The sequence below is a fragment of the Paenibacillus sp. AR247 genome (assembly GCF_002968895.1).
Taxonomy (GTDB): Bacteria; Bacillota; Bacilli; order Paenibacillales; family Paenibacillaceae; genus Paenibacillus_AQ; species Paenibacillus_AQ favisporus.
Window position 1 is genome coordinate 167,307 of record NZ_PCZT01000023.1, and the last position, 12,509, is coordinate 179,815.

The 12,509-nt window shown below is 53.6% G+C and carries 13 protein-coding genes; 9 read left to right on the forward strand and 4 right to left on the reverse strand.

Annotated features, from left to right (window positions below; translation table 11 throughout):
* Both CPT76_RS37970 and CPT76_RS29805 read right to left on the reverse strand, forming a co-directional pair.
* The coding region (locus CPT76_RS37970; protein WP_105445444.1) for a CheR family methyltransferase at positions 1-3,055 on the reverse strand (3,055 nt) is incomplete at its 3' end.
* A gap of 38 nt (positions 3,056-3,093) precedes the next feature.
* Positions 3,094-3,435 (reverse strand): hypothetical protein, encoded by a 342-nt coding sequence (locus CPT76_RS29805; RefSeq protein ID WP_105445445.1) that lies wholly within the window; start codon positions 3,433-3,435, stop codon positions 3,094-3,096.
* Positions 3,436-3,790: 355 nt separating this feature from the next.
* On the opposite strand from CPT76_RS29805, the gene CPT76_RS29810 reads away from it, so the two are divergent.
* The 6 genes from CPT76_RS29810 to CPT76_RS37975 all read left to right on the forward strand — a co-directional run bounded on the left by CPT76_RS29810 (position 3,791) and on the right by CPT76_RS37975 (position 6,849).
* Complete coding sequence (locus tag CPT76_RS29810; RefSeq protein WP_181153119.1) at positions 3,791-4,102, forward strand: B12-binding domain-containing protein; 312 nt, start codon at positions 3,791-3,793, stop codon at positions 4,100-4,102.
* Between the two features lie 141 nt (positions 4,103-4,243).
* Positions 4,244-4,597, forward strand: a complete 354-nt coding sequence (locus CPT76_RS29815) for a hypothetical protein (RefSeq protein WP_234489810.1) — start codon at positions 4,244-4,246, stop codon at positions 4,595-4,597.
* A gap of 162 nt (positions 4,598-4,759) precedes the next feature.
* Complete coding sequence (locus CPT76_RS29820; protein WP_105445447.1) at positions 4,760-5,506, forward strand: class I SAM-dependent methyltransferase; 747 nt, start codon at positions 4,760-4,762, stop codon at positions 5,504-5,506.
* 17 nt (positions 5,507-5,523) lie between these two features.
* The gene (locus CPT76_RS29825) at positions 5,524-5,892 is read left to right on the forward strand and encodes an LSm family protein (protein ID WP_145162524.1); all 369 of its coding nucleotides are present in this window, start codon (positions 5,524-5,526) and stop codon (positions 5,890-5,892) included.
* 144 nt (positions 5,893-6,036) lie between these two features.
* A complete protein-coding gene (locus CPT76_RS29830; RefSeq protein ID WP_105445449.1) occupies positions 6,037-6,675 on the forward strand; it encodes a GNAT family N-acetyltransferase in 639 nt (212 codons plus the stop codon).
* A gap of 12 nt (positions 6,676-6,687) precedes the next feature.
* Complete coding sequence (locus tag CPT76_RS37975; RefSeq protein WP_181153121.1) at positions 6,688-6,849, forward strand: hypothetical protein; 162 nt, start codon at positions 6,688-6,690, stop codon at positions 6,847-6,849.
* A 42-nt stretch (positions 6,850-6,891) separates the two neighbouring features.
* Here the strand turns inward: CPT76_RS37975 and CPT76_RS29835 are convergent, their stop codons facing one another.
* A complete protein-coding gene (locus CPT76_RS29835; RefSeq protein ID WP_146116461.1) occupies positions 6,892-8,088 on the reverse strand; it encodes a hypothetical protein in 1,197 nt (398 codons plus the stop codon).
* A gap of 92 nt (positions 8,089-8,180) precedes the next feature.
* Positions 8,181-8,813, reverse strand: coding sequence for an S-layer homology domain-containing protein (locus tag CPT76_RS29840; RefSeq protein ID WP_181153123.1), 633 nt, complete (start codon positions 8,811-8,813; stop codon positions 8,181-8,183).
* Between the two features lie 268 nt (positions 8,814-9,081).
* On the opposite strand from CPT76_RS29840, the gene CPT76_RS29845 reads away from it, so the two are divergent.
* From CPT76_RS29845 to CPT76_RS29855, 3 genes are all read left to right on the forward strand, one after another.
* Positions 9,082-9,537 carry an acyl-CoA thioesterase gene (locus CPT76_RS29845; RefSeq protein ID WP_105445452.1) on the forward strand — a complete coding sequence of 152 codons (456 nt, stop codon included), beginning with the start codon at positions 9,082-9,084 and terminating at the stop codon, positions 9,535-9,537.
* Between the two features lie 62 nt (positions 9,538-9,599).
* Positions 9,600-10,838 (forward strand): beta-ketoacyl-ACP synthase II, encoded by a 1,239-nt coding sequence (gene fabF / locus CPT76_RS29850; RefSeq protein ID WP_105445453.1) that lies wholly within the window; start codon positions 9,600-9,602, stop codon positions 10,836-10,838.
* Between the two features lie 169 nt (positions 10,839-11,007).
* Positions 11,008-12,509, forward strand: a 1,502-nt coding sequence (locus CPT76_RS29855) for a class I adenylate-forming enzyme family protein (RefSeq protein ID WP_483870081.1), incomplete at its 3' end; no start/stop codon positions are given.

The window sequence follows — 12,509 nt, forward strand, 5'->3', positions numbered from 1 at the left end:
GTAAGCCCTTCAGCGCGGTCAGCGGGTTGCGGATTTCGTGGGCGATGCCTGCAGCCAACTGGCCGACGGCCGACAGCATTTCGGTCTTGCGGAGCATCTCTTCCGCCTGCTTGCGCTCGCTGATATCCTCGGACAGTTTGACGAAGTGGATGATCTCGCCCTTCTTGTCCTTAATCGGAATGAGCTTCACCGATTCCCAGTACAATTCCCCGTTCTTCTTGGTGCTGTTCAGCTCGCCTTTCCAGATACCGCAGTTTTTGGCCGTCTCCATGATCAGATCGACCGTAGGACTTCCCGCGGACGTCTTGCAAAAGGCCTTCAGGCTGTTTCCCCGCGACTCGGAAAGGCTAAATCCGGTAATCTCGGTGAACTTCGGATTCACGTACTCAATCGACCCGCCGACGTCGGTAATGACGGTTATGCTCGGGCTTTGCTCGACGGCGTAGCTGAGCTTGGTCAGCTCTTCATTTACCGCCTTGAGATCCGTGATGTTCACGAACGTCAGCACGACCCCGCTGATGAAGTTTTGCTCCGTACGGTACGGCAGGATGCGCATGCTGTACCAGGTGCCGTCCTGGCTCTGGATCTCTTTCTCAAAAGGAACGAGCGTTTGCAGCACCTGCTTCGCATCGGCCACCAGCGTATCGTATTTAAAATGGTGGGAGATGTGCTCGATCGGCCTGCCGTAATCGACCTCCAGCAGGTTGATCTCCTTCGTGATGGCCGGGGTAAAGCGGCGGATGCACATCCGTTTGTCCAGAAAAATGGTACCGATGCGCGTGCTGACCAGAAAATTGTTCATGTCGTTGTTCACGTCGGTGAGCTCCTGGATTTTAAACTGGTATTCGGTATTGACAGTCACCAGCTCCTCGTTCACCGACTGCAGCTCTTCGTTGGCGCTCTGCAGCTCCTCGTTCGCGGCCACCAGCTCTTCGTTCGTCGCCTGCAGCTCCTCGTTGGACGTCTCGAGCTCCTCAACGGTGGCTTGAAGGGATTCCTCCGCCATTAGGAGCGCCTGCTCCAGCTCAATGATCCGGGAGCTGACGTTGCGGTCGATTTCGAACGGCTCCAGAACCATTTGCGCCGCGGCATCCGGCTCCTCGGGGTCCAAGAACAGGATGAGCACGTATTTATCGAACGATTTATTCTTTAGCGAAAACGGCCGAATGTGTAGGTCCACTACCGTTTCGCCGGCGTTGGTGGCGATGCCAAGGGAGTGGTAGACGACGCCGCGCCGCTCCTGCCGGACTTTCTGGACGGCGGCCGATACCGCGACGGATACGTTCGGGTCGATCATTTTGTACAAATTCCAGCTGGGCTTGCCTTGGGTAAGCATGAGATAATCGTTGATCGCACCATTCAGGTGAATGACATCGTTGTTTTGGTCTACGATCATGCCGGGCGGAATATGCTCCTCGACCAGCGCTCCCTGCAGATCTTCCAGACGCTTAGGTGATGCCGGATCGCGTAAAACAGCCGGTGGAGGGGCAGTTTTACGGTAGGACTGAGTCTGCGAAATCCCCCCTTCGAGTGAAAACAGCCGTGATTCCGTTTCGGTTTTTCCGTTTTTGTGCGAGAAAATGTTCCAGCGCCGGTCCACAAAATCGAACTGCCCTGCAAAGCGCCCGATCGTTTCGCTGGGCCCAAGGAACAGGAAGCCTTCCGGATTCAGCGCAAAATGAAACAGGGAAAGCACCTTTTGCTGCATTTCCGGCTGCAGGTAAATCAGCATGTTCCGGCAGGTGATCAGGTCGAGATTCCTGAACGGGGGGTCCTTGATGATGTTCTGCGGAGCGAACACAACCATCTTGCGGATGTCTTTGCTCACCTGGAACATATCGTCGTCCTTAATAAAGAAGCGCTCCTGATCTTCTTCCGAAAGATGGCTGATGTTGCTCTGCGTATAGATGCCTTGGCTGGCGTATTCGATCGATTCCTTGTCCAGATCGGTGGCGAATATTTTAATCAGATAGGGCTCATCCAGCGTATCCGCATATTTGCGCATCAGCATCGCGATCGAGTAGGCTTCCTCCCCCGTCGAGCACCCCGCTACCCACACGCGGATTTCCTTGGAGAGGCTTTTGCGCTCAAAAATTTCCGGGAGTACCTTGTCATAAATGGTCTGGAACGCTTCGGGATCCCTGAAAAAATTGGTGACGCCGATCAGAAGATCCTTCCGCAGCGCCTGCAGCTCCTCGCGGTGTTCCTCCAGATAGGTCATGTAAGCCGCCATAGATGGGGCGTTATGAATGGCCATCCGCCGCTCGATCCGCCGCAGCACGCTGTTTCGTTTGTAATAGGTAAAGTCTACGCCGCATTCCTGGCGGATTTTCTCAAAAATGAGCTGAATGTATTGCTCGGTCGTAATGGCTTCCCGGACCGTTGTCATGCTCTCGTACGCTGCGCCATGCACGTGCTCCATCAGCCTTTCGGTCATTTCTTTCGGGGCCAGCACGACGTCGGCGTTATCGGACAGCCTTGCGCCGCTGGGCATTCCGTCAAATTTAACCGATTGACTGTCCTGTACAATGACGAGTCCCCCGGCTTCCTTAATGTCATGTATTCCCCGTGAACCGTCGGTGCCGGTCCCGGACATAATTACGGCTACGGCTTTGGTGCCGTAGGCCATGGCAAGTGAGCGGAAAAACATATCGATCGGCAGGTGCAGGGCTGCAGGCGGAATGGAATCGGTCAGCTGCAGACGTCCTTCCATAACGGTGAGGATTTTACGTGGAGGGGTCAAATAAATATGATTCGCGTTGATTTTCATGCCGTGCTTGGCTTCGCGTATGGGCATGGAAGTGTATTTGCGCAGTATCTCGTCCATCAGGCTTTTGTAATCCGGAGAAAGGTGCTGAACGACAATGAAGGCCATCCCCGTGTCTGTCGGCATTTGGTCAAAGAAAGTCTCCAATGCTTCCAGTCCGCCGGCTGATGCACCCAGACCCACCACAAAGCTGGGGTCCAATTCCTGTGTATCCTTATTCACGAGCGTCAGTTCTTGTGTCGATACCGGTGCTGCAGCTTGCAGTTCATTACGTCCATTCCCGTTCATCCGCGTCTACCCCTTCCGTTATCATTCTTGAAAAGCAATCAATCTTGATCTGCCTCAAGCCGATTTATCGCATCGGTCAGGTACTGGCCGAAGGCCCGTTTGGTGGGCTCGTCCAATTCATCCACTGTGGAAAGAGATTGCTGAAGGTATCGGAAGTTGTCCGTCAGAGTACGCGTTTCCATGCCGTAAGTGTTCAGAATACCATTCAGCCAAACGGCATAATCGCTAAATACCCGTGAATCGTCAAGTTCGAGTGCCGTTTCCAGATGACGCATGTGGTGCGCATTATCATCCTTGCATTTCTGCACTCTTTTCTCGCCGTACCGTTCGATGAGTGAAGGGTCGGCTTCGTAAATCAGCTGCGTCACCCGATCGATCAATCATTCGTAAGTGCCGGCTTGTTTCATTGGGCGAAATATGGATAACTTCGTCGGCCTTATCGGCGGGTACAACGACAGTTGAGTAAACGATATACAAGCATGTTCCTCCTTGCCCCTCGGATAAGGGCTAATTTTATTATAATAAAGATCATGGGTATAATCTCCCAAAGTTTTCAAGTCTATCATTTTTTATTTGTGTTCATCGTAGAGGAACATGCCCTAGGTCGTCAAATTCGACAAAACCTGTGTTGAATCTACATTCCTTTCTATCCGTATGGATGATAGTATATATAACTAATATATGAGTTGTGATATATCCATAACCGACGGAAAAGGAGGCTGCCGCTGCATAAATATGGGCATTGAACAGCTCGCTGAACAAATGATTGGCGGAAGGACAGAAGAATGCTGGGCCAGCCTTATGGAGCAAGTTGAGTCCGGCAGGAACAGCCTGTATATCTACGAGCAGTGGCTGGCGCCGGCCATGCGATATGTCGGTTCGCTGTGGGAGCAAAACTTGATAACAGTCGCCTATGAGCATCTGGCTTCATGCGTCTGCGATATATTGCTGACCCGGTATGCCGGATTAGTGAAGCCGGATGTGATTGAAACCCCGTCTTTAGGAGACGCGGGTTTCTTTTTTATAACCGGTACATGGATGACTTGATTAAAATGGGAACCATATTTTTTGAGAATATGGGCATCAAGGCCTTTCTGGCGAGGGCTCCCTATAAATGGTCATATTCCCCTTTCGACTTCGGATGCAGGTGAATAGGATAAAGGAATGAAGTGGGAAGGAGGAATAGGCATGATGCTGATCCAATCACCATCGGCTGATACGTGCAGATCGTATGTCGGCAAGCACGTCTGTGCGGTTCTTAAGGATGGTACGCAAGTGTATGGCACGATTAAGGGAGTTTCGGATCATGGACTGGAGCTCGGCGACGCTGCTCCCCGTGCGACCATTCTGTCCACGAACCCCGGAAAAGCCAGCAAGCAGCTAAGCGAGCTGCAGCAAAAAGCCAAGACATCCAGCTACCCGGGATACGGTCCTTACGGCGGCTATGGCGGCCGCTACGGTTACGGTTACCCGCCGGGATACGGGGCTTTGGCCTGGACTTCCATTGCTTTATTATTCCTGATACCGTTCCTCTTCATCTAAATAGAATAGACGATATATATACTGGCGCTTTGCCGGATGTGAACTGATCTCTGCAGACGATAGGGAATGCAGGGGTCTTTTTTTAAAAGGAAAACGGGAGACCTGTCCGTCCGCCATGGCGGGCCGAAGACCGGACGGAGTGCCTGATGGAGGCGAAAAACGTTGAAGTACTTTGATATGTTGGCTGCGTTGGGTGAAGGGGCTGCTCATCCAGGCGGCTTTGACAGCACCTTGGCACTCCTTGAGCGCGACGCCATACCGGCCGGGGCGAATATTCTGGAGGTAGGCTGCGGAACCGGGAGAACGGCCTGTCATTTGGCGAAAATGGGCTACCGGGTAACCGCCGTCGATGTGCATCACGGCATGATCGGAAAAGCCCGCCGGCGTTCCGAGGCCATGGAGGTGGAGGTCGACTTCCGGATTGCGGATGCCGCCTCACTTCCGTTTGAAGCCGGCGGGTTCGATGTCGTTTTTGTCGAATCGGTTACCTTATTTGTGGACATTCCGGCTGCCTTGAAGGAATATCACCGCGTGCTCAAGGACGGCGGATTGTTATACGACCGGGAAATGGTCCGGAAGCAGGACCATCCGGGGCTGAAGGAAGCGTCGCAGGAGCTATACGGCGCCCGGGACATTCCTTCCTTGGAAGAATGGGAGCAGCTATTGAAGCAGGCGGGTTTCCGCAGTCTGGACGCGCGGCTTCCTTCGGACCGTTTGGCTTCGCTGCAGGAGCAGGGAGTGAGCATATCTTTTGATCCATACCAAATGTTCGATATAGAGTGGCTGGACGATCCGGCAGCGCTGCAGCTGCTGCAAAGGAATCATCAGTTCTACGAAGAGTTCGGCGATGTATTGTCTTATGCGGTATGGATCGGAGGCAAGGGATTGGCGGGCGGATCAGATTGCTGAAAAGCGAGGTGAGATTCATGAAGCAGGAGTATGTTGTCGATCCTAAACAAGCCGCCCAGTTGTTGGGGCAGCCGGTTTGGGTGGTGCTCAAGGATGGTACGCAGTATGTAGGCTACGTAACGGGTATTGAGAACGGGCAGGTTGTACTGTCCGCAGCCAGAGGACGGTCGAAGATGACAGGCCCGCCGACACGGGATAAAGAAGTGCAGGTATCCGGCATCTTGAGCGCTTTGTTTGGCGGCGGTCGTCAGGGAAATGCGCAGCGCCAGACAGATGGTCAACCCGGAGGAATCATGGGCATGTTCGGCCAGATCATTCCGAATATTCGGGTGGGCATGAATATGCTGCAGATGATTATGCCCTTGATGGGGGCATTTAAAATCTGACTGGGGCGAGCTGCAAGAGATGCTCCAGAAGTTCTGTGAAACACAAGGCCATTCCGTGTGAGAATGGCCCTTTTTTGTAGTTTCGGCCAGCGGGAAGCCGATGTAAAATGAAGGAAAAAGATGGTTGGAAGGGATGTTTCGAGCATGGACACCAGAGCGTGTGGGATCGAAGAAATACGAGAACTTCTGCAAGAGTACATAAAAGGTCTGTCTTCGCCGTTTGATACCTTTCATGAGCAGTATATTCTGGCCTCGCAATTTTATATCATCCTGTCTGAAAACGCGTCGATAGGATATTACGCCATTCATGATCACAGTCTGCTGACGCAGTTTTACTTGCGCCGGCCTCACCAGAGGCATGCGCAGGTTCTACTGCGGCGGGTGCTTGAAGAGCATCAGGTGAATGAGGTGTTCGTGTCGACGGGAGATGAGCTGCTGCTCAGCTTGGCCCTGGACCTTGACATGGCTATCGCCAAGCAGGCCTATTTCTTTCAGGACAGCGGGATGGACTTGACGAGTGATCCAGGTTCAGACCTGGGCGTATTACGTTCCGCAGAGCTTGCCGATTTGGAGGACATCCAGCGGGTATGCGGAGACTTTCTGGGTTCTGTCGCATTACGCATCCAAAAGGGAGAGCTCTTTACCTGTTATCGGGGCAGTGAGCTGCTGGGAGTCGGCATTGTGGAGCGCTCAGCCTTGATCGAAGGCACCGCCAGTATCGGCATGTTTACGAACGAGTCGTACCGCCATCAGGGAATAGGGCGAAAGATTATTTGTGGCTGAAAGCATGGTGCCATGCACAGGGAATCCGGCCGCTCAGCGGCTGCTGGACAGGGAATCCGGCCGCTCAGCGGCTGCTGGTATTACAACGAGGCTTCCAAGAGGACGCTGGAAAGCGCAGGGATGGTGACCCGGACCCGGCTGCTGAGGATGAAGGTTGTGGGGCAGGAGGGGTAAATGGAAAAACGGCCAAGGATGTTGGCCGTTTTTTTGTGTGCGTTATTCGCCTTCGGAAATGGCGTCTGGGTCAACGTTCGATATCCTCACATCAAGGGTGGTTTCCTTGTCGGACAGGTTGCCCGCCGCGTCTCTAAGATCTGAGATCACCAAGCGGAATTTTCCATTTTCGTTCAAGGGCAGTTCGTTAAGTAGTAACTCAGTTATATCTATAGTCAATTGCTTGAAATCTTCACTTAACGCAATTACGGGTACATTGTCTAAAAGAAAATGTTCGTCGCCATTGAACGCCCCGCTAGGAGAATAGGTGATGCTGTTTACGAGTGGGAGAGCACCCATTTGTTGATCTGTTGTCACCGTGATAACGCCGTCTTGGTAAGTCACGCCAGTAACCGTCGGGGCTGTAAAGTCAAAACGGATTGGCAGATCCACCTGGCCAAGCTCCGCCCCACGCTCTTCCTCTTCAGTATATGAATACAGCGTAAATCGCAGGGACGCTTCTGTACTTTCGGTAGCTTCCATGCCCGGCCAGATGCGTACGCCATCCTCAGTTGGTTCAACCGATATAGATGAATCTGGTACCGGCTGAATCCCAATTTCGGCGAGCGGAATACCATTCGCAATGACTTCAAAGCGGCGGCTGTCGGTGTTATAGCTGATGTGAAGTGTATCGCCGTCCTGCTTTACCTGGATTAGATCGTTAATGTCCCGGCTTTCAAGCAAGTCTAATTCTTGATTAGGCTCTTGATCAATCTCTTGTCCAAGCTCTTGACTAATGATATCTCTTAAAACAAACCCGCTTTCTCCCACAAGGATCGAACTACCCTGATTCACACGGGCTATCGAAAGACCTTTTTCGTCCTTAACCTGAAGCACGATTTTAGCAGACGGCGCCGACATACGCCCTTCGGAATCTACGAAATATACTTTGTATTCTCCGGCTGTCAACGAAGATGTTTGCATTTCCGTCACCAGATTCGCGTAAAGAACTGAACTCACTAACAAATCAGGCAGTGATTCTAGGTCCGTTTTGCTCGTTGGAGTAGCTGCATACGGCACCAGATACACTTTGCCTACTTTGCTGCTGATTAATTTGATCGGATCTCCAATATTTAGTGGAGACGAAGAGACCAATTCAACCGCCGGTGCTGACGTTTCCGGCTGGCTAGGCGTGCTGCCGCCATTATTCCCATTAGAGCTGCCCCCGCTATTGCTGCTTCCGCCCGATGAGGATGGCACAGAGGTTGCCGGAGGGGTTGGAGTGGTCGGCTTGGCCGGTTCCGCTGGCGTGGTTGGAGCTGGATCCGGCTGCGAAGGCGGCGTTTGGCTGTCTATGATCTCCTTGGCGTCAAAAAACGGCTGGCCACCAGCGCCACTGCTTCTCTCGCCGCACCGCCTTTTGGATCAAATTTGCCGTCGGTGCCTCCATTAATCAATCCGAGCTCAACCGCGGCGCCGACAGCATCCTTGGCATAGTCGGAAATGGAGCTCGCGTCGGAAAATTTTAAAATGGAGCCTTTCCCCTGAGAATCGACGCCCAGAGCGCGAACGAACAGGACCGCCATATCCTGGCGCGACAAATTGGAGCCGGTGCCGAAGGTTCCGTCCCCCTGCCCCTTGATCAGCCCCGCCTTGACGGCGGCCTCGACAGAAGCATAGGCATAGCTGTCTGAAGGTACGTCCGAGAAAGTCGGCGACGTTGGTGTACTGGAAACGTCCAGACCTAATGCCTTGGCAAGGATGATTGCAAAATCCTGTCTTTCAATTTTTCCGGAAGGGTCGAACTTGCCGTCGCCCCTTCCATTAACGATGCCCTTTTCGACTAACTCGTTAATGGCATCCTTGGCGTAGGATCCGGCGATATCCGAGAACTGGGTGGTGGCGGTTTCCGCACTAACGGCGGGTACGGCGATGGCGCTGAGCAGCGCCGCGGACGAGAGGACTTTCATCAACGTATTTCTCAACATATTTCCCCCAATTGGACATGAAATAATAACCAACAAGCCTAATCTGAATTGTAGTGATTCTCAGGCGTATTTCAATCAAAATTTTCGCGGTTTGAAAACATGCCGGCAGGGCAATCTTTGAATGGACAACGGATTCAATTGTGGATTGGAATCACAGGTAAAGAGTCGACCACCTTATAAAAGTTAGCAAATTACTTTTTATTTTTGATAATCGGAGTATAATGTTCAGTGTGAAAAATAGCACGAGCGAAAGGAGGGAGCGAGATTGGCAGATTCTTTTCCCAGCAATGACATGGAGATGGTTGTGACCTGGGGGGACTGCGATGCGGCGGGAATCTCCTATTACGCCAAGGCTTTTGATTGGTTCACGAACGGGCGCATGAGATTCATGCACGTATACGGATTTCCTTACATGGAAACCTTTCATGGTAACGGCATTTCGCTGGTTTGCCTGAAGGCGGATTGTGATTATAAAAAAATGCTCCGCCCAGAGGAGCCCGTCACGGTCCGCACGTCGCTGACAGCCTTGTCACGGAGCCGGATGACGTTCACCTATCAGGTGCTGAAGCAGGACGGAAAGCTGGCGTGCGAGGGGACGACGTCCCATACGTATGTGGATGACCAGGGTCTTCCTTTTAACGTGGAGAAGCGTTTCCCGGAGTTGTGGAAGCAGATCAGCAGCACATGGAGCGGCGCGTTGGCAGGCAAGCCATCGGCCTAAGCATAATCTACAAGCAAGGACGATATATTTTGCGGCAAAAAGAGAGAGGAGGTGCTTTCTGAGTGAAGGAGCGCGTAGTGATTACAGGTATGGGGGCCGTAACCCCGATCGGCATCGGCGTGCCGGCCTACTGGGACAATCTCTTGAAAGGAAACAGCGGGATCGGAAGCATTACGCGGTTTGATGCCTCGGAGCTGCCGGTCAAGATTGCAGCCGAAGTCAAAGCATTTAACCCCACGGACTACATACCGAAAAAGTTAGCCGGACAGACCGATATTTTCATGCAGTTTGCCCTGGTGGCAGCCCAAGAGGCGCTGGCTGACAGTAAACTCGACGAGAAGCCTGAGCGGGTGGCCATCGTGCTGGGAACGGCGCTGGGAGGCATCACGACGGCAGCGGCGGCGCAGGAGCAGATGACCGGAACGGGAAGCGCCCGCGTGAGCCCGTATTTGGTTCCCAAAATCCTCGGCAACATTGCTGCCGCCCAAATTTCGATCGCATATGGCTTCAAAGGCCCAAGCTATACGGTCAACACCGCCTGCTCTTCCGGTGCGGACGCCATCGGCATGGCATCCATGCTCCTGCAGTCCGGACAAGCGGATGCGGTCGTGGCCGTCGGCGCGGAATCCATCCTGTGCGGACTGATGGACGCCGGACTGGCGTCGGCCCGGGCGCTGTCGACCCGGAATGACGATCCGGCCAAAGCGAGCCGGCCGTTTGACCTCAATCGCGACGGGTTCGTGATGGGCGAGGGAGCCGGCGCCGTCATTCTGGAAAGGCTCGAATCGGCCGAGAGCCGGGGAGCCGACATTAAGGCCGAGCTGCTCGCCCACGCTAACTGCTCTGACGCCTACCACGTGACATCACCGGAGCCTGAAGGAGCCGGGGAAGTGCGGTGTATGGAACAGGCCCTGGAACAAGCCGGGCTGACTCCGTCCGACGTGGATTATATTAACGCGCACGGAACGTCCACACCGCTTGGCGACCGGATCGAAACCAAATCCCTGAAAGCCGTATTCGGCGAAGGGGCAGGCCGAATCCCGGTCAGTTCGACCAAAGGGGCAACCGGCCACTTGATGGGGGCGGGCGGCGTCACGGAGCTGATTGCCTGCATTCAGGCGATCCGCGAAGGGATCGTTCCGCCCACGCTCAATCACGAGCAGCCGGATCCGGAATGCGATCTGGATTATGTACCGAATGAGGCGAGAGCGGCGAAGGTCCGTATCGCGATGTCCAATTCTTTTGGCTTTGGCGGACAAAATACGTCCCTGATCGTTGGGAAATACGAAGGAACCAATTAACGAAGCGGACGGGCAAGAAGCCCTGTTCCGCTTTTCGAAGTCTCGCAAAGGTTTAATTTTAAATATGAAGGAAGGAAGTTAGATGGGTACCATGGAACAACAATTCACCTATGATGTTCGGATGTTTAAAGATACATTTGAAAATGATTTTACGTATATCAACGGATTTATGCGGAACGTGCACCGGTTTGCGGGGCGTCCGGCCTTGACCGATCCGGTGCGGGAGCGCACCTGGACTTATGCTGAGCTGAACGGGGAAGTAAACCGCCTCTCGCATGCCCTGCTCGGAGACGGAGTCGGCAAAAATGAGGTCATTGTGTACCAGCTGCTCAACTCGGCCGAATTTGTGTTCAGCTACCTGGCTCCGCAGAAAATCGGCGCGATCAACTGCCCGATCAACTTCAAGCTCTCCCCCGGAGAAACCGCGTTCATCCTCGATGACAGCAAGCCTGCCGTCTACATCTACGATGCGGAAATCAAGGAAACGGCCGAGCAGGCGCTGGCCATGGCCAAACACCGCCCCCGCCGAATCGTGATGGTCGATATGAACGGCAATCAAGAGGCACCTGCGGATCACATCACCTACAGCGATTATGTGCAGGACAAGCCGGAGCATAACCCGGACATCGAGCGGCCATCCCACATCTACGATGAAATTACACGCCTGTATACCTCGGGAACCACCGGCCAGCCGAAAGGGGTTCCAATCAACAACATCAACGACATCCTGTCCGCCCACGACGTGGCGATGCATTTCCCTCTCAACCCTACCGACAAAACGATGAATATGAGCCCTTGGTTCCACCGCGGAGGCATCCATTCCGGAGGACCGACTCCATCCCTGTATGTAGGGGCCGAAATCGTCATTCTTCGATACTTCCATCCGAAAACATGCCTGGAACTCGCCGAGAAATACAACTTGACCTTCCTGATCGGGGCGCCGCCTATGCTCAAGATGCTCTATGACGCCCAAAAGAAAAACCCTGTGGATCTGTCCAAATTAAAAGGCATCGTGACGATGGGTGCGCCGCTGGAGCGGGAGGACTGCATCAAATTCCAGGAGACGCTGACACCGAATATTTTCAATGGCTACGGCACGTCGGAAGCATTCTGGAACACGTTCCTCCGTCCTTACGATCTGCCGGAAATGGCGGGATCGGCCGGACGTTCCTGCACCGACGACGATGTCGTGGTCGTTAAGGTCTACCCGGACAGACGGGCGGAACCGGATGATGTCGTGGCGCGCGATGGCAGCGAAGTCGGCGAGATCATCGTCAAGTCGCCGGGCAAATCCACGTATGCCTATGTGAACAACCCGAATGAGAGCGAGCGGGTCTTTTATAAAGGCTGGGTGTACATCGGGGACATGGGGACCTGGGATGAGAATGAGTTCGTGACCGTGGTCGGCCGTAAAAATGACATGATCGTCTCCTCGGGCGAAAATATCCACCCGGTGCAGATCGAGGAAATTCTGAACCAGCATCCAAAAGTGAAGGAGTCAGTCGTCGTCGGCGCGCCGGACGAGCTGCGCGGCGAATCGATCGTCGCTTACGTGATCAAGGAGGATCCGGAGCTGACAGCCAAAGAACTGAACAAGTACNGCAGCGATCATCCGATGCTGGCCAATTACAAGAAGCCGCGCTTCTACCGGTTCATTGACGAGCTGCCGTA

Bases quoted from the DNA above. Each gene is read 5' to 3' on its own strand.
- CPT76_RS29825 (WP_145162524.1), top strand. From the start codon at position 5,524: ATGAAGCAGGAGTATGTTGTCGATCCTAAACAAGCCGCCCAGTTGTTG.
- CPT76_RS29830 (WP_105445449.1), top strand. From the start codon at position 6,037: ATGGACACCAGAGCGTGTGGGATCGAAGAAATACGAGAACTTCTGCAA.
- CPT76_RS29810 (WP_181153119.1), top strand. From the start codon at position 3,791: ATGGGCATTGAACAGCTCGCTGAACAAATGATTGGCGGAAGGACAGAA.
- CPT76_RS37975 (WP_181153121.1), top strand. From the start codon at position 6,688: ATGCACAGGGAATCCGGCCGCTCAGCGGCTGCTGGACAGGGAATCCGG.
- CPT76_RS29815 (WP_234489810.1), top strand. From the start codon at position 4,244: ATGATGCTGATCCAATCACCATCGGCTGATACGTGCAGATCGTATGTC.